This window comes from Paraclostridium sordellii (assembly GCF_000953675.1).
GTDB lineage: Bacteria > Bacillota > Clostridia > Peptostreptococcales > Peptostreptococcaceae > Paraclostridium > Paraclostridium sordellii.
Genome location: NZ_LN679998.1, coordinates 1,712,091 through 1,728,176, shown reverse-complemented (window position 1 = coordinate 1,728,176; position 16,086 = coordinate 1,712,091). Strand labels below are relative to the sequence as shown.

At 25.6% G+C, this 16,086-nt stretch carries 17 protein-coding genes; 13 read left to right on the top strand and 4 right to left on the bottom strand.

Going from position 1 to position 16,086, the window contains the following annotated elements; all coding sequences use genetic code 11:
- Positions 1-28 precede the first annotated feature (28 nt).
- From iadA to ATCC9714_RS08365, 3 genes are all read left to right on the top strand, one after another.
- Positions 29-1,171, top strand: coding sequence for a beta-aspartyl-peptidase (gene iadA / locus ATCC9714_RS08375; RefSeq protein ID WP_057545009.1), 1,143 nt, complete (start codon positions 29-31; stop codon positions 1,169-1,171).
- A 24-nt stretch (positions 1,172-1,195) separates the two neighbouring features.
- The gene (gene cuyB, locus ATCC9714_RS08370) at positions 1,196-1,894 is read left to right on the top strand and encodes a cysteate racemase (protein ID WP_057545008.1); all 699 of its coding nucleotides are present in this window, start codon (positions 1,196-1,198) and stop codon (positions 1,892-1,894) included.
- A 529-nt stretch (positions 1,895-2,423) separates the two neighbouring features.
- Positions 2,424-2,705 (top strand): hypothetical protein, encoded by a 282-nt coding sequence (locus ATCC9714_RS08365; RefSeq protein ID WP_021126139.1) that lies wholly within the window; start codon positions 2,424-2,426, stop codon positions 2,703-2,705.
- Positions 2,706-2,728: 23 nt separating this feature from the next.
- On the opposite strand, the gene ATCC9714_RS08360 is transcribed toward ATCC9714_RS08365, so the two are convergent.
- The gene (locus tag ATCC9714_RS08360) at positions 2,729-2,920 is read right to left on the bottom strand and encodes a hypothetical protein (RefSeq protein ID WP_021126140.1); all 192 of its coding nucleotides are present in this window, start codon (positions 2,918-2,920) and stop codon (positions 2,729-2,731) included.
- 183 nt (positions 2,921-3,103) lie between these two features.
- Here ATCC9714_RS08360 and ATCC9714_RS08355 point away from each other — a divergent pair, with 183 nt between their 5' ends.
- The 5 genes from ATCC9714_RS08355 (at position 3,104) to ATCC9714_RS08335 (ending at position 7,184) form a co-directional block, all read left to right on the top strand.
- Positions 3,104-3,697, top strand: a complete 594-nt coding sequence (locus tag ATCC9714_RS08355) for an RNA polymerase sigma factor (RefSeq protein ID WP_055341916.1) — start codon at positions 3,104-3,106, stop codon at positions 3,695-3,697.
- Positions 3,651-4,517 (top strand): hypothetical protein, encoded by an 867-nt coding sequence (locus tag ATCC9714_RS08350; protein WP_057545007.1) that lies wholly within the window; start codon positions 3,651-3,653, stop codon positions 4,515-4,517. Before ATCC9714_RS08355 ends, ATCC9714_RS08350 begins: the two co-directional genes overlap by 47 nt.
- Before the next feature lie 12 nt (positions 4,518-4,529).
- Positions 4,530-5,411 carry an ABC transporter ATP-binding protein gene (locus tag ATCC9714_RS08345; protein WP_057545006.1) on the top strand — a complete coding sequence of 294 codons (882 nt, stop codon included), beginning with the start codon at positions 4,530-4,532 and terminating at the stop codon, positions 5,409-5,411.
- Between the two features lie 12 nt (positions 5,412-5,423).
- Positions 5,424-6,578, top strand: a complete 1,155-nt coding sequence (locus tag ATCC9714_RS08340) for an ABC transporter permease (RefSeq protein WP_057545005.1) — start codon at positions 5,424-5,426, stop codon at positions 6,576-6,578.
- A 72-nt stretch (positions 6,579-6,650) separates the two neighbouring features.
- On the top strand, positions 6,651-7,184 hold the full coding sequence (locus ATCC9714_RS08335) for a GNAT family N-acetyltransferase (protein ID WP_021126150.1): 534 nt from the start codon (positions 6,651-6,653) through the stop codon (positions 7,182-7,184).
- Between the two features lie 111 nt (positions 7,185-7,295).
- On the opposite strand, the gene ATCC9714_RS08330 is transcribed toward ATCC9714_RS08335, so the two are convergent.
- Positions 7,296-7,976 (bottom strand): lysoplasmalogenase, encoded by a 681-nt coding sequence (locus ATCC9714_RS08330; RefSeq protein ID WP_021126151.1) that lies wholly within the window; start codon positions 7,974-7,976, stop codon positions 7,296-7,298.
- A gap of 132 nt (positions 7,977-8,108) precedes the next feature.
- Between ATCC9714_RS08330 and ATCC9714_RS08325 the strand changes: the two genes are divergently transcribed.
- The 3 genes from ATCC9714_RS08325 (at position 8,109) to nrdF (ending at position 12,368) form a co-directional block, all read left to right on the top strand.
- Positions 8,109-8,822 carry a hypothetical protein gene (locus tag ATCC9714_RS08325; protein WP_057545004.1) on the top strand — a complete coding sequence of 238 codons (714 nt, stop codon included), beginning with the start codon at positions 8,109-8,111 and terminating at the stop codon, positions 8,820-8,822.
- 462 nt (positions 8,823-9,284) lie between these two features.
- Positions 9,285-11,384, top strand: coding sequence for a class 1b ribonucleoside-diphosphate reductase subunit alpha (nrdE, locus tag ATCC9714_RS08320; RefSeq protein WP_057545003.1), 2,100 nt, complete (start codon positions 9,285-9,287; stop codon positions 11,382-11,384).
- Positions 11,385-11,396: 12 nt separating this feature from the next.
- Positions 11,397-12,368, top strand: a complete 972-nt coding sequence (nrdF, locus tag ATCC9714_RS08315; protein WP_021129725.1) for a class 1b ribonucleoside-diphosphate reductase subunit beta — start codon at positions 11,397-11,399, stop codon at positions 12,366-12,368.
- Positions 12,369-12,403: 35 nt separating this feature from the next.
- On the opposite strand, the gene ATCC9714_RS08310 is transcribed toward nrdF, so the two are convergent.
- Positions 12,404-12,991, bottom strand: a complete 588-nt coding sequence (locus ATCC9714_RS08310) for a DUF2284 domain-containing protein (RefSeq protein ID WP_057545002.1) — start codon at positions 12,989-12,991, stop codon at positions 12,404-12,406.
- A gap of 152 nt (positions 12,992-13,143) precedes the next feature.
- Here ATCC9714_RS08310 and ATCC9714_RS08305 point away from each other — a divergent pair, with 152 nt between their 5' ends.
- A complete protein-coding gene (locus ATCC9714_RS08305) occupies positions 13,144-14,040 on the top strand; it encodes a glycoside hydrolase family 73 protein (RefSeq protein WP_155485682.1) in 897 nt (298 codons plus the stop codon).
- 16 nt (positions 14,041-14,056) lie between these two features.
- On the opposite strand, the gene ATCC9714_RS08300 is transcribed toward ATCC9714_RS08305, so the two are convergent.
- Positions 14,057-15,280 carry a VanW family protein gene (locus ATCC9714_RS08300; RefSeq protein WP_057545000.1) on the bottom strand — a complete coding sequence of 408 codons (1,224 nt, stop codon included), beginning with the start codon at positions 15,278-15,280 and terminating at the stop codon, positions 14,057-14,059.
- 151 nt (positions 15,281-15,431) lie between these two features.
- Here ATCC9714_RS08300 and ATCC9714_RS08295 point away from each other — a divergent pair, with 151 nt between their 5' ends.
- The gene (locus tag ATCC9714_RS08295) at positions 15,432-16,076 is read left to right on the top strand and encodes a histidine phosphatase family protein (protein WP_057542948.1); all 645 of its coding nucleotides are present in this window, start codon (positions 15,432-15,434) and stop codon (positions 16,074-16,076) included.
- Positions 16,077-16,086 lie beyond the last annotated feature (10 nt).

The window sequence follows — 16,086 nt, the reverse complement described above, 5'->3', positions numbered from 1 at the left end:
ATAAAAAATATAGAGGGAGATTTAAATTATGATATTAATTAAAAATATAGATGTATACTCACCAAAACATATAGGAAGAAAAGATATATTAATATGTTCTGATAAAATATCTTTAATAGAAGATAATATAAAATTAGATAATGATAAGGTAACAGTAATAGATGGAAGTAATAAGATATTAGTACCAGGATTTATAGATCAACATGTTCATATTACAGGAGGAGGGGGAGAAGGAAGTTTCAAAACTAGAGTTCCAGAAATAACACTTAGTAAGCTAACTTCATCAGGAATTACAACGGTAATTGGACTTCTTGGAACAGATGCTACTACAAGAAGTGTTGAAAACTTAGTATCAAAAGCTAAAGCTTTAAAAGAAGAAGGGATAAGTGTATATGTACACACAGGATCTTATGAATACCCAACAGTTACATTAACTGAATCAGTAAGAAAAGATATAGCTTTTATAGATGAAATAATAGGATGTAAAATAGCGGTATCAGATCATAGATCTTCCACTTTGACAAATGAGGAACTACAAAGAGTAGCATCAGACGTTAGAGTAGCAGGTATGATAAGTGGTAAAGCAGGTGTTTTAATATGCCATATGGGAGATGGAAAACGCGGATTGAATTCTATAAATGAAGCTTTAGACAATAGCGATATACCAATTAGAACTATTAGACCTACTCATGTCAATAGAAATAAAAACTTACTTGAGCAAAGCTTTGATTTTGCTAAAAAAGGTGGGATAATAGATTTAACTTGTGGAATTTATGATGAATTAAGCCCTAGAAAAGTTATAAAACAAGCTATAAAAAAAGAAATTCCTTTGGAAAACGTGACTATAAGTTCAGATGGATATGGAAGCTGGTCTAATTATGATGAATTTGGAAATTTAATTAAAATTGGAGTATCTAGTGTAAATGCATTATACAAAGAGTTTAAAGCCATGGTTTTAGAAGAAAATATGAATATAGAAGATGCACTTACTTTTATGACATCTAATGTAGCAAAAGCATTAGAGCTTTATCCTAAAAAAGGAGCTATCAAAGAAAATTCTGATTCAGATATGATTTTATTAGATGAGAATTTAAATATAGATACAGTTATAGCTAGAGGTAGATTAATGGTTGAAAATAAAGAAGTTAAAGTATTTGGAACTTATGAGTAAGTTTTAATTTTCAGGGGGAGATATATGAAAACAGTTGGAATTATAGGAGGTATGGGAACTTTAGCCACTATTGATTTATTCAATAAAATAGTACTTGAAACTAATGCAAAAAACGATAATGAACATCTCCATATATTAATAGATAACAATGCACAAATTCCAGATAGAACTAACTTTATATTAGGAAATGGAGAAAATCCAACCAATGAGCTTATAAAATCTGCTAAAAACTTAGAAAAAATAGGAGCAGATTTTTTAGCAATTTCTTGTAATACAGCACACTATTTTTATAATTTTATAAATGACAGTGTCGATATAGAAGTAATCAATATGATAGAGGAAACAGCTAAGTTTATAAAAGAAAGTAAAGTTAAAAAGGTAGTATTATTAGCTACTACAGGGACTATAAAGGCTAAGGTTTATAATAATATATTTGAAAGATATAATATAGAGATTGTAACACCTAATGATTTAAATCAAAATATAATAATGAATTTTATATACGACATAAAAAAAGGTAAATCAGATATTAATAAGGATGAAGTTATTAAAGTTTTTGATTATTTTAAGAAACAAAATTTATATAATATAATACTAGGATGCACAGAGCTACCTGTTGGGGTTAATATATTAGATATTGAAGAAAACTTTATAGATCCTACTAAAATACTAGCTAAGGCTTGTGTTAAAAAAGCTAAAGAAGAAGCTGTATTTCAATACTAATAAATTATATAAGTAAAGAAGATAATAAAAATAAAAATGAACAACTAAGTCTTATAGAAAACACATTAAAAGAAAATAAATATAACTATAATAAAACGGTTTATAATGTTTTAGAGATAAATGATAGTAATGACTATGTTATAAAAAACTCTGAATATAATAAGATTGCAGGTAAACTAGGATTAGACAAAGTAAGTCAAGATAAAAACCAAGCAGTTTTAGTTCCTAGATTTAATGATACACAGTATAGAAATAAATTAAAAGATACATCTATGTTTACAGCTTTAAACAATACACTAAAAGTAGTGGGAGTTTCAAAGGATAAAATATAGTTGTAGTAAATGATAGTTTATATAGTGATTTAGCAAAAGACTCTTTAAGTATAAATACAAGTGTATACGGATATGATTATAAAAATTGGAAAAACAGTGGAGATATAATTTCCAAATTACAAGAAAAAATACAAAAGAATTCACTTAATGATTATGATAAAGGTAAATATTATGAAATTTTTAATAGTTTACCATATATGTATAAAGTAGAAGTCAATAAAAATCTATCTAAAATAGGATTATCTTTAAATGAAATTAAAAGAGTATTAAATATAGAAATAGGATCAATGTTTTTTATTCCATATTTTATTGCATTTTTAAATTCTATATTTAGTGTTATATCAATAAGCTCAATGAAAGGGACTTATTTAGGATTAAAGGGTATAATAGTATCCTTAGTATTCTTTGTAATATACTTTGTGTACTTCTTATTTTTAAAAACTAAATATATAAAAGAAATAGCCACTAATCTAAATTAGATTGTGGCTTTTTTTATTTTAAATTATGTATACGTAGCCCAATAATAAATTACATAAAGCCAACTCAACATACCATGGAATATAGTCCAAGGAATAGAGTTCCAGGCTGTATAAGAAATAATCATTGCAAGACAAGTTCCAAAAGAAAGTCCTGATTTTACTGATTTTTGAACTACAACTTTACTATTACTCTGATACTTTTCATTATTATTCATAAAAATTACCTCCCTAAAATAAATATTAATCAAAAATTATAGTTAATGCATCTTATTCAATAAATACTCCACTAAATTACTATGGGAAAAACAGTAATAGTAAAAATTTGGTAAAATAAAATGGATAGAAATAAAACCTTTTTTAAACTAACCTCGTTATATAAGTGAAAGGAGGGAGATAAAATGGCACAAAGCGATGAAAAACTAATAAAAGAACTAATAAAAGGTAATGAAAGTGCAATGGAAATACTAGTTAAAAGGTATTACGATTTAGTTTATAGCTTTATCTATCGAAATACTAGTGACTACAATACAGCCTATGATATAACTCAAGATGTATTTATAAAAATGATGAAAAATATAGATAAATATCAAATAGAAAACGGTAAATTTAAAAGCTGGTTATTAAAGATTGCTGTAAATACTACTAAGGATTATTTTAGAAGTAAAATTTATAAACAAAGAATTCAAAGTTATGATATAGATAATCATGAAATAGAAGATAAAGCTAATGTAGTAGATATTTTATCAAAAAAAGAAGAGACAATTAAGATTAAAGAAGCTATTAAAAACTTACCGAAGCTTCAAAGAGAAGCTATTATATTAAAATATTACAATGATCTAAAAATTAAAGAAATAAGCAATATTACAGGAGAAAATGAAAATACAATAAAATCAAGATTATTTAATGGTGTTAAAAACTTAAAAAAACTACTTGGAGGTGATAACTATGAAGAACAAAACATCATCAAAAATAAACAACATAAGATACGATGATATAAATGATTATGAATTTGAAAATTTATTAGAAGAAGATTTATTGGATATAGAAAACTTTCTAGATAGTTATGTTGTAAAAAAAGTTGATGAAGAAAAAATTGATTTAACTATAGAAACATTGAGAAATTATATGCCTAAAAATTCAAGTGAAAATTTAGTAGTAAATAAAAATATATACTTATTAAATAAAATAAGGACAAACATGGAATTAATGAAAATACAGTTTATGTTATTTAATAAAATATATATTATAGCATCCTTAATACTTACTTTAGGAGGATTGATAGGAGCTATAAAATATAATTTAAATCCATATGTATCTTCATATACAATTGCTCCTATACCAATACTACTAGGGCTTGTAGAAATTTTAAGGGGAAAAGAAGAAGGGGTTTGGGAGCTAGAACTTAGTTATAAATACTCTTTTAGAGAAATAATATTTGCTAAATTAACGATAATTGGAATTACTTCAATAGCTATAAGCTTATTTATGAGTTTTATACTAGCAAATACTTACTCAGAAGTTAATTTATTAAAATTAATAAATACAAGTTTAATACCAATTTGCTTTATATCTATTGTTTCATTAGTAACAGCATCTATATACAGAAGTATGAATAGCATAGCATTATCAACTGGGATATGGATAATATGTTCAAACATGGTAGATAGTAATACTTTTAAAAATATTGCTAATGTAAGTAATTTAAAGTTATTTACAATGGTAGTAATTTTAGGAATATTAACTATAGTTTCGTTAAGATTATTTTATAAAAAAAGTATAAATTTTATAGATTATAAGAAATTTGATTTTTAGGGGAGAAAAGATATGGAATTAACTTTAAAAAACATAACAAAAGTATTTAAGGATAAGATTGCAGTAAATGATTTTAATGTAACTTTAACTAGTGGGGTATATGGACTATTGGGACCTAATGGAGCAGGAAAAACATCACTTATGCGAATACTTGCAGATGTTTCAAATGCTACTAGTGGCGAGGTCTATTTAAATGGAAAGAGTAAAACTGAACTAGGAGCAGATTATAGAGATGTCTTGGGATATTTACCACAAGATGTTGGATTTTATAAAAGTTTTACAGCGCAAAAGTTTTTAGAATATGTAGCAACATTAAAAGGAATAGATAAGGAAAAAGCTAGTATTAAAATCGATGAGCTTTTAAAATTTGTAAATTTAGAGAAAGATAGAAAAAGAAAAATAGGTAAGTTTTCAGGAGGAATGAAACAAAGGTTAGGTATAGCTCAAGCTCTTTTAAATGATCCAAAAATATTAATACTAGATGAACCAACAGCTGGACTAGACCCTAATGAAAGAATAAGATTTAAGAATTTAATAGCAGAGATATCTAGAGATAAGATTGTAATACTATCAACACATATAGTATCGGATGTAGAGTTTATAGCAAATGAAATACTTATTATGAGAGATGGAGAGTTAGTTGAAAAAGCTACTCCAGTTGAAATGTTAAATAGTATTAGAGGAAAAGTACATAGTTTAAAAATAAAAGAAGATTTATTGCATAAAGTACAAAGTAAATTTAAGGTATCTAATATTATAAGAGATCATGAACATATCATGGTTCGAGTTGTAGGAGATGAAAGTTCATTAATAGATGGGGTTGAGGTTATAGAAGAATCACCTAATTTAGAAGATTTGTTTTTATATTATTTTGATAGTGATAAAGGTTTATAAGGGGGAGTAAGTATGAAAGATTTAATTAAATTTGAATTATATAAGATTTTTTCTAAAAAAATAGTATTGATATTATTAGCTATATGTATAATTGCATCTTTATCAGAAACGGTAACGAGTTATTTGGATTTAAAATCAAAAGGATTAAGTTATTCTAGTATACAAAAAATAGGAAAAGAATATGAAGGTGATTCTATAACAGAGAAAAAAAACGACATATTTGAAAAACAAGGTACTGCCTTACTTAGAAAATATAATGATGGAAAAATACTGAGTGAGAAAGAAAAAGTAAGAACTTTTGGTATGATGGATTATATATTAGCGACAAACCCTCAATATATGATAAATGGCAGATTTTACACTTTTAATGATATGAAAAAAGAGCTTAAGAGATTAGAAAAAGAAGGAGATATTAATAATTATGAATATAAAGAGCTTAAATATATACATGATTTAGTAGATAAAAAAGAAAATCCAAAATATTATTTTAAGTTTGGATGGAGGGAAGCGACTGAGTTTAACCTGAATTGTATGTGGATGTCCATATTAATCCTTGTTTCAATATGTACAATATTTAGTAATGAATATCAAAGCAATACTGCATCTATAGTATTAAGTTCTAAAAATGGACAAAAAAAGTTAACAACAGCAAAAGTAATAACGGGACTTATATTTTCAACTTTTGTGTTTTTAATTATGAATGGAATACAGGTAATAATACTTGCTATGCATGGATTTAAGGGATGGGATGTACCTATGAGCTTTTTAGACAGGTGTGTAAGGTCTCCTTATACTATAAATATAGGTACCTTCTATATTTACGGATTAATAGTAAGTTTTATAGGGGTTTTATTATTTACATTAGTGATTATGTTGGCATCTTTAATAAGTAAAAGTAATCTTGTATCTCTTGCGGCAGGAGTAGCTATATTGCTAGGACCAGAATTTATAGGTAGATTTATGCCAACATATAATTTAGCTAAAGTTTTTACTGAATTAAATATAGAAAGTTTAATAGGACCCAAAAATATATTTGGAAATATAAGTACATATAATATATTTGGTAAACCAGTTTTATACCTGAATGTAATAGTTACGATATGTATTATTAGTATACCAATAGTATTGTACTTTATAAATAAACTGGGCAAAAAACAAGTTGTATAAATTTAAAATATTACATAAGTAAGTCTAATCTGATATACTTTATGTAATATTTTTTATGGGGAGAAAAATTTTATGAATATAATTATTAGAAAAGAAAATATAAAGGACAAGAATATCATTTATTCTTTAATAAAAGAAGCTTTTAAAAATGAAATTCATTCAGATGGAGATGAACCAGACTTGGTTAATAGACTTAGAAACTCAAAAAATTACATACCAGAACTTTCATTGGTAGCTACATTCGATGAAAGTATAATTGGATATATTATGTTTACAAAAATTCTAATAGAAAATGAAGATAAGGAATCTGAAGCTTTAGCACTAGCACCACTTGCAGTATTACCTGGTTATCAAGGTAAAGGTATTGGAAGTAAGTTAATTAATAAAGGACTAGAAATAGCAAAAAACTTAGGATATAAATCAGTTATTGTACTTGGAAGTGAAACTTATTATCCTAAGTTTGGGTTTAAAGAAGCCTTATGCTTTGGAATTAAAGCTCCGTTTGAAGTTCCGAGTCCAAACTTTATGTCAATAGAACTTGAAGAAAGTGCACTTAAAGATGTATCTGGAACGGTAGTATATGCTAAAGAGTTTTTTGAAAAATAGTTAATTATAAATATTGATTTTATAATTTAGAAAATATACTAGTAGAAGTTTAAGGTATAAAAAAACTGTTTTGAATCAATTTTAATTCAAAACAGTTTTTTTATTATGATTTTATATATAGGCTACACTTAAAGCTAATAATAACTGTGCTATATAATAAACTAAAAGGTTTAAAACTCCCATAAATTTAGGACAATTTTTATAAAAGTAATTAAAAGCTAATATTAAATCTGACAAAACAAATAGTAAAGCACCTATTGTTATCCATAGAGTATAAAAGTTATTGAAATGACCTGTAAAGTATAAATTAATAGATTGTGAAAACATAAAACTAATTACAAATGAATAAAAAACTATATAAGAAAATGAACCTTTAAAGTTTACATTTTTTATAGATTTTAAAATCAATAAAGTTATAAAGGATAACAAAAATGCAATACCTATAGTATAAAGTTTAAAACTGCTAAGATATATAAACCCTGCCGAGAAAAATATATGAGCTAGACTAAAGCTTAATACCCCATATATAAAAGCTTTACTCATAGATGAATTTTCTCCCTTTTCAAAAATGAGAAAAACATCACCAAATAGAGAGAAAATAAGTCCTAATAACATTAATAAAAAGTAAGTAAAGTTTGAATTATTTAATATATATCCAACTAAAGCTATAGATACAAATAATATACTGGTTAAGGTTTTAAAAACACCTCTAAAGTTTTTATACGGTTTATAGGTGAAATACAATAAAACACTAAGAGATATCAACATTAAAACAACTAATATGTAAATCATGAAACCCCTCCTAATAAAATCTTATTTATATAGATATGATATCACAATTAACATAGTTCTTGAAAATAAAGCTATTTTAATGTAATGTAATACTATGTTTAATTTTAAGAATAAATTTTAAGGAGATCAAAGGTGATATATATAGACGCAAAAAGTAAATATTTAATAAATGTTAAAAATATTAATATAAAACATAAATTTAACAAATTAGTAACTAAATCTGTAAACGTAACAGAAGATCAAGTTAAAGAGTGTAGAGAATATGCAAGAGGGTGTGTAGAGGAATCTAATGATTACAAAAAATTAGTTCCAGAATCTATCAAAGATGAAAACTTACAAAAGGAAATAGGAGAGCAAATGATATTTGCTCAAAAAATAGGAGAATGTGGAGCTTTAAACTATTTTAAATATAGAGGTATAAAATCAGAAATTTTTAAAAACAAAAAAATAGAAGTAAAAACTTCGATAGATAAAGATATTCACAGTAGAATTATAGTAGATAAAAAAGAATTTGAATCAAAAAATAAAGCAAACTTCTATATAGGTGTTCATTTAAATTTAGAAGTTGAAGATAAAAAACATCCAATTAAAAAATATCTTGTTAAAGACATATATGATATAAAAAGAGTTCAAGTCTATGGATATATAGAAAATAGATTTTTAAATAATTTAAAATATGAAACTATTACTCAAAAAGATGGGAAAAAAGAATATAAATTCTATACAAAAAAAGCTTCAAACTATGATAAAAAAGATAAGTATGCAAAAATAGGAACTGAGTGTAAATGGTACTATTTAGATAGAATGATGGATATAGAAAACTTAGTGATGAAAATTAAAAAGTAAACAATATAAAAATAAGCTTATTTATAAATTATAAATAAGCTTATTTTTATATTATTATATATCTGTATGCAAGGTTATTTGATGTTAAGTTTGAAAATAAAAATTATGTGAATATTACAAAATAAATTTTAAATTTCATTAATAAAAAAAGCACCTATCAAAAGATAGGTGCTTTTATGGGCTAGCGTATACTTATGTCGTTGCATAAGTTCCCACTGACTATTATTATAAATCAAAAAAAGACATTTGTAAACAAAAAAATTTATTTGAAAATTTTAAAAAAACTAAAAACATTGAAATATTCCCCTAAACATACATTTTGAAATTTAATTTAAATAATAGTAGATTAGAAATAAAAAAAAAGGTGTATATACAATATGTAGTGTATGATTAAAAAATAAATAACTACATATTGTATATAAAATTAAATTTATTTATCTATTTTGTAAAGGTGGGAAGAAATTGAAGTACATTAAACTCAATAACGAAGTAATAATTAAAGATAAAGAAGGTAAATATCAACTAGAAAAAGATAAAGAAGCTCTTAGAAGTTATTTAAAAGAGTATATAAATCCTCGAATGAAAAAGTTCAAAAATCAAGAACAAAGATTAAATTATTTAATAAATAATAACTATTATTCAAAAGACATAATAGATAAATATTCTATGGACTTTATAAAAGATACTTATGAAAATATAGAAAAAGAAAACTTTGAATTTAAATCATATATGAGCGCTAATAAATTTTACCAAAATTACGCCTTAAAAAGTAATGATGGAGAAGAAATTTTAGAAAACTATAATGATAAAGTTTTAATTGTATCCTTAGCACTAGGAGATGGAGATTATAAATTAGCTTTAAACTTAGCTAAAAAACTTGTAAAACAAGAGTTTCAACCAGCTACACCTACATTTTTAAATGCAGGAAGGAAAAGGGCTGGTGAGATGGTATCTTGTTTCTTACTATCTGTTGAAGATAGCACAGAAGGAATATCTTATGCTATATCTTCATCAAATCATTTATCTAAAATTGGTGGAGGTGTAGCTCTTAATTTATCAAGGCTTAGAGCTAGTGGAGAACCTATAAAAGATATAAAGGGAGCTGCTGGTGGCGTAGTTGGAGTTGCAAAAATGCTAGAGCAATCTTTTACCTACTTTAACCAAATGGGAGCTAGACAAGGAGCTGGAGCTGCTTATCTAACTGTATTTCATCCGGATTTTGAAATGTTAATGGATACTAAAAAAATTAATGCAGATGAAAAAATAAGACTAGCATCCTTATCACTTGGAGCTATTATACCTGATAAATTTATGGAACTAGCAGAGAAAAATAAGATAGGATATGCTTTTTATCCTAATTCAATATATAAAAAATACGGTGTTTATTTAGATGATATAAATATGGATGAGTGGTATGATAAATTAAAAAATGATGAAGATATAATAAAAAAAGAAATTAATCCAAGGCAAATGTTAACTAAAATAGCTCAAATGCAACAAGAAAGTGGGTATCCATATGTAGTTTTCATAGATACGGCTAATAAAGAACATATATTAAAGGATGTAGGAATGATAAAAATGTCAAATCTTTGTTGCGAAATATTTCAATATCAAACAGGATCTGACATAAAAGGCTATGGCGGAGAAAACATATGGGGGCAAGATATAAGTTGTAATTTAGGTTCTTTAAATATAGCTAATGTTATGGATAATAAAGACATTGAAAAAACTGTTGACACAGCTATAAGAGCTTTATCATTTGTATCTGATAAAACAGATATTAAAGAAGTTCCAACTATAAAAAATGGAAATAGTTCATCTCATGCAATTGGTCTTGGAGCAATGAACTTACATGGATATCTAGTTAGAGAAAATATATTGTATACTTCAGAAGAAGCTATAGATTTTTCAAATGTATTTTTTGCTACGATAAGATATTATGCAATAAAAACTTCTATGGAAATTTCTATAGAAAAAAATACTACTTTTGAAGGCTTTGAAAAATCAGAGTATGCAAAAGGACAAGAAAGTAGTGTTCTTTCCAAATATTATAAAGAGTCTTTTTTACCAAAAACAGAAAAAGTATCCAATTTATTTGAAGGTATATATATTCCTACGCCATCTGATTGGGCTAAGTTACTTGATAAAGTAAAGGAAAATGGCATATATAATGCATACTTAACTGCAATTGCACCAACACAAAGTATAAGTTATGTACAAAATGCTACATCAAGTATAATGCCTATTATGGAACCTGTAGAGGTTAGAACCTATGGAGATTCAACAACTATCTATCCTATGCCATTTTTAACTAATGAGAACATACTTTACTATCAATCAGCTTATAGAATGGATATGAAAAAGGTAATAGATATTGTATCTACAGTTCAGTCGCATGTAGACCAAGGTATATCAACAACTTTATTTGTTACAGACGATAAAACAACTAGAGATATAGCAAGGTATTATATATATGCATATAAAAAAGGATTAAAAAGCTTATATTATACAAGAACAAAAATAACAAGAGAAAATAATGAATGTTTAATGTGTTCAGTATAGGGGGACTTAAAAATGACATTTAACTCAAAGAAAATACACAAAGCTGTAAACTGGAATGTTGAAGATGATGGATTTACACAAGCTTTTTGGGACCAAAATGTAAAACAATTTTGGTTGCCTGAAGAAATATCTATATCTAAAGATTTAAAATCATGGAATGGTTTAAAAGATAGTGAAAGAGAACTATATAAAAAAGTACTTGCAGGACTTACTCTTTTAGATACAAAACAAGGAAATAATGGAGTTCCATCTATGATGAGCTTAACTGATGACCTTCAAAGAAAGGCTGTATTGTCATTTATGGGAACAATGGAAGAAATACATGCAAAAAGTTATTCTTCTATATTTATGACACTATTGACTACACCTCAAATAGATGAACTATTTAACTGGATAGAAACAGAACCAACATTACAAAAAAAGGCAGATTTAATTTTACAACAATATGAAAATACAAGTGACCAAAAGAGTTTATACCTATCTATGGTTACGAGTGTATTTTTAGAAAGCTTTTTATTTTATTCTGGATTTTTCTACCCATTGTATCTAGCAGGTCAAGGTAAAATGATAGCCAGTGGTGAAATAATATCTCTTATACTTCGAGATGAATCATTACATGGAAAATTTATAGGCCTTTTAGCTCAAGAAATATATGAAAAATTTAATGAAGATGAAAAATTTAAATTAAAAATAAGAATGTATGAGATATTCGAAGCTTTAATGGAAAATGAAATTGAGTATACTAAAAAGATATATAAAGATAGCGGACTGGAAGATGAAGTTATAACATTTTTACAATATAATGCTAATAGGGCTTTGGAAAATTTAGGATTTGAAGATTATTATAAGGTAGATGATATAAATCCTATAGTTTTAAATGGATTAAGCACAGAAACTAAATCTCATGATTTCTTTTCAACTAAAGGTAATGGATATCAAAAAGGAGTTTATGAAGAATTAGAAGATGAAGATTTTATGATTTAAAAAAATGTATCAAAGATTAATCTTTGATACATTTTTTATTTTAATAACTTTGATATTGCATTTTTAAAATTATTTTCACTTATATCTTTATTAAAATTTATGGAACCTAGTACTGTACAGTATATATTTTCATTTTTTTTATCCCACATTATATTATGATTTAATATATCTTTACATACTTTATCTAAATCAAGTCCCATAGCTTCCATACTAAATCTTATTTTATCTGGATATCTACATGGTAAATTATCTATATATGTGCACTTTTCACAATACTGACAACGACCTCCATCAGTTAATAGTCCACAAAACTCTTTTTCTAAAGGAATAAGGATACTTGATAAAATTTTTCTTAAGTATGAATGGGTTTCTTCAAGTGAGTGATTTTTTTCTATATTCATGTACAAGGCTAGAACTAAAGAAAATTTGTAGTCTTTAGTGTATTCAGTAAACGTAGGGCTATTTGGTGGACATGTGTAGTTTAGATTATAATGGGGACATCCTTCCTTACAAAGCCCTGTAAAGTATTTGAAATCCATATAATTAGCTAAAATTGTATTTTTACATACATTGGCCTTTAAATTAATTGTGTTATTATTTTGTTTAAAAGTTAAAGTTATCATAATTAGACTCCTAAATTTTATTTTAATTAGATAATAATATCGAGTTTTTAATATGTCAATAATCATATCTAACAACATTGTTACATCAAAAAAATTTATATAATGATATAATTACATATAATGCTAATTAATACAACATGGAGGGAGAATTTTTGAGCAAAAAAAAGATTATATTAGGAATTACGTCTTTGTTAATAGTAATATCTTTAATTTTACTTATAAGACTATTTAATTTAAAAGAAATAAACAAAAGCGAAATAAATGTAGAACAATTTATAAAGTGTAGTGATGAAGTTAGTTTTAACAAGGCTCAGGTAAATTGGCAACAGGTTGCTAGTATTATTGGAGTGTTAAATAATAATAAATTTAAAAATGTTTCAAATGATGAAATTAAAGAAATTGCTAATTTATTTTTAGTAAAAGAAAATAATAGATATAAGGTTTTAACTTTAGATGCAGTAAGTAAAAAATTAAAATTTAATAAAAGTCAAACTAAGAGAGTAAAAAATTATATAAATGATTTAAGTAATTTTGGATTAATACCATCTAGTCTTAGTCCTGATGGAAAGTATGTTAAATTTATAGATTCAATAAAAGAGAGTGCTGTAGAAAACTATAAAAAATATAATATATTGCCATCTATAACTATAGCTCAAGCAATACTAGAGTCCAATTGGGGTGAATCTGAATTATCATCAAAATATAATAATTTATTTGGAATAAAGGCACACTCTTACTGGAAAGGCGAATCTATAAATATAGAGACTAGTGAACATTACAATCAAGTTATAAATGATAAATTTAGGGTTTATAAATCAAAAGATGACTCTTTAAGAGATCATGCAAAATTTTTAAGTGAAAATTCAAGATATAAAAATGTATTTAATAAACCTACATATATAGAGCAATCTAAAGAGCTTCAAGATGCAGGATATAGTACTGTATCTGATAAAAGCGGAAATTTAACTTATAAAAAATTATTAGATCAGTTAATACAACAATATAATTTACAATTGATAGATAGTGAAGTTCAAAAAATAAAAGGATAGGTATAAACCTATCCTTTTATTTTTTTCTATATACATTTTTACTAATTAATTCTTCTCTAATTTTGTTTCCTTCCTCATCTAAATATATCCTATAAGTATCTACTTTAATTTTATCGTCTTCATAATTGTTTTTAGTTAATATATATAGTTTTTCTCTATCTTCATTACAACCATATATTTTAGAAGTTATTACTCCGTTATTAACTATATTTTTTATATAAATAGGATGTTTAAATGGGTTTATAAATTTAAAATCGGTATATCCATAGGAAACAGCAGCATCTCTACCTGCAGGTGCATATCTTGAAATAAATGTATGATTATGAACCTCTTGTATATCCATTCCTGAAATAAGCGCTGCATTATAAATTGTAGTGGATACTTGACAAACTCCACCACCTTCTCCATTTACATATTTTCCTCCAACTATAACCTTAGCAGATTTATATCCATTATGCCATGTTCTAGATCCGGTAGCATTATTATAGGAAAATTCATTATGTGGAAGCAATAAAATATCACTAGTACTATTAGATGCAATAGATATATTACTGCCTCTAGATGTAGTATGATTAAAGGTTGTACTAAATTGTCCCAAAACGGTGTTAATAGATTCTACATCAGAAGTTAATACTTTTGGGGTTGTTGAATCTATTTTTACATCTATATCTTTTAGATTTTTATATAAAATCATATTATATATATTTTCTTTTAAATCCACCAAATCTACTTTTCTACCATTTTTAGATTTAGTTTTTTTTATACTGCCATTATCATTTATTTTTATAGTTGCATTTACTACTTCCTTATCTGTATCATTACAAATTTTATTTAAAATTTTACTTAACTTAGCTTCATCATAAGTAGGTATGAGTTTAATTATATATTTGTCTTTGATGCGCAAATTTAACTTTCGTTTTAGATTTTCAACAGTACTTTTGGTTTTAGTATAGAAATAGGCTTTATCTACAGCATTTTCTACATTAAAGCTTAAATTTATATCATCAGGACTTAATGTATAAGTTTTATCTGCGGATTTTAATTTAATAGGCTTTAGTTTATATGTTTTATTAACTAACTTTAAAGCTTCATCTTTAGTCATAGATGATACATCTATATTCTCTATATATATGTTTTTATATATATAATCCTCTTCAAATAATTTTTCATCCTTTTTCCCAATACCTAACAATAAACTAGATATAAATATTAAAAGTATTAAGCATTTAAATTTATACATAATATATGAAAACTCCTTTATGATTATTCTTTATATAGTCTGTCCTTATATATAGATTTGTATGTTTAAGTTTTTAAATTTGTCAAATTATGATATAATAAAGTTTTGAGAAGCGCTTAAACTAAAGACATATAAATATAGGAGGAGACTTATGGCAAATACATTTTACATAGTTAGACATGGTCAAACCAATTGGAATATTCTAGGCAAAACTCAAGGTCATGGAAATTCTGATTTAACTGCTAAAGGTATAGAACAAGCAGAGGAATTAGCAAAGAGCATGTCTGAAAATTATAATATAGATTATATTTTTTCTAGCGATTTAGGAAGAGCTGTTCAAACTGCCAAAATTCTTGGCAATAGCCTAAATATAGAAGTTGAAAAAACAGAGGCTCTTAGAGAAATGGGATTTGGAAAATGGGAAGGATTACTAATTGATGAAATTAAATCAGATTATGCAGATATATATACATCATGGAGAAATGAACCTCATCTAGCTCAAATACCAGAGGGAGAAACATTACATATAATAAAAGAAAGAGTAGATAAGTTTATCGATGAACTTAATAAAAAGTTTAACAACAAACATATAGTTCTTGTTACTCATTCTGTAACTGTTAGGGTTATGTTATTATCATTTTTAAACTCAGGTATGGAAAATATATATAGAATTAAACAAGATAATACAGCTTTAAATATAGTAGAATTTAGAAATTATGGTCCAGTTGTAATAAAAATGAATGATACAACTCATATAAAGAACAATGAAAAAATTAATAATTCAGCACTAGAGTAAGGAGATATAA

Excerpts from the sequence above, each read along its gene's own strand:
- iadA (WP_057545009.1), top strand. The coding sequence starts at position 29 with ATGATATTAATTAAAAATATAGATGTATACTCACCAAAACATATAGGA.
- cuyB (WP_057545008.1), top strand. The coding sequence starts at position 1,196 with ATGAAAACAGTTGGAATTATAGGAGGTATGGGAACTTTAGCCACTATT.
- ATCC9714_RS08365 (WP_021126139.1), top strand. The coding sequence starts at position 2,424 with ATGTATAAAGTAGAAGTCAATAAAAATCTATCTAAAATAGGATTATCT.
- ATCC9714_RS08360 (WP_021126140.1), bottom strand. The coding sequence starts at position 2,920 with ATGAATAATAATGAAAAGTATCAGAGTAATAGTAAAGTTGTAGTTCAA.
- ATCC9714_RS08355 (WP_055341916.1), top strand. The coding sequence starts at position 3,104 with ATGGCACAAAGCGATGAAAAACTAATAAAAGAACTAATAAAAGGTAAT.
- ATCC9714_RS08350 (WP_057545007.1), top strand. The coding sequence starts at position 3,651 with ATGAAGAACAAAACATCATCAAAAATAAACAACATAAGATACGATGAT.
- ATCC9714_RS08345 (WP_057545006.1), top strand. The coding sequence starts at position 4,530 with ATGGAATTAACTTTAAAAAACATAACAAAAGTATTTAAGGATAAGATT.
- ATCC9714_RS08340 (WP_057545005.1), top strand. The coding sequence starts at position 5,424 with ATGAAAGATTTAATTAAATTTGAATTATATAAGATTTTTTCTAAAAAA.
- ATCC9714_RS08335 (WP_021126150.1), top strand. The coding sequence starts at position 6,651 with ATGAATATAATTATTAGAAAAGAAAATATAAAGGACAAGAATATCATT.
- ATCC9714_RS08330 (WP_021126151.1), bottom strand. The coding sequence starts at position 7,976 with ATGATTTACATATTAGTTGTTTTAATGTTGATATCTCTTAGTGTTTTA.
- nrdF (WP_021129725.1), top strand. The coding sequence starts at position 11,397 with ATGACATTTAACTCAAAGAAAATACACAAAGCTGTAAACTGGAATGTT.
- ATCC9714_RS08310 (WP_057545002.1), bottom strand. The coding sequence starts at position 12,991 with ATGATAACTTTAACTTTTAAACAAAATAATAACACAATTAATTTAAAG.
- ATCC9714_RS08300 (WP_057545000.1), bottom strand. The coding sequence starts at position 15,280 with ATGTATAAATTTAAATGCTTAATACTTTTAATATTTATATCTAGTTTA.
- ATCC9714_RS08295 (WP_057542948.1), top strand. The coding sequence starts at position 15,432 with ATGGCAAATACATTTTACATAGTTAGACATGGTCAAACCAATTGGAAT.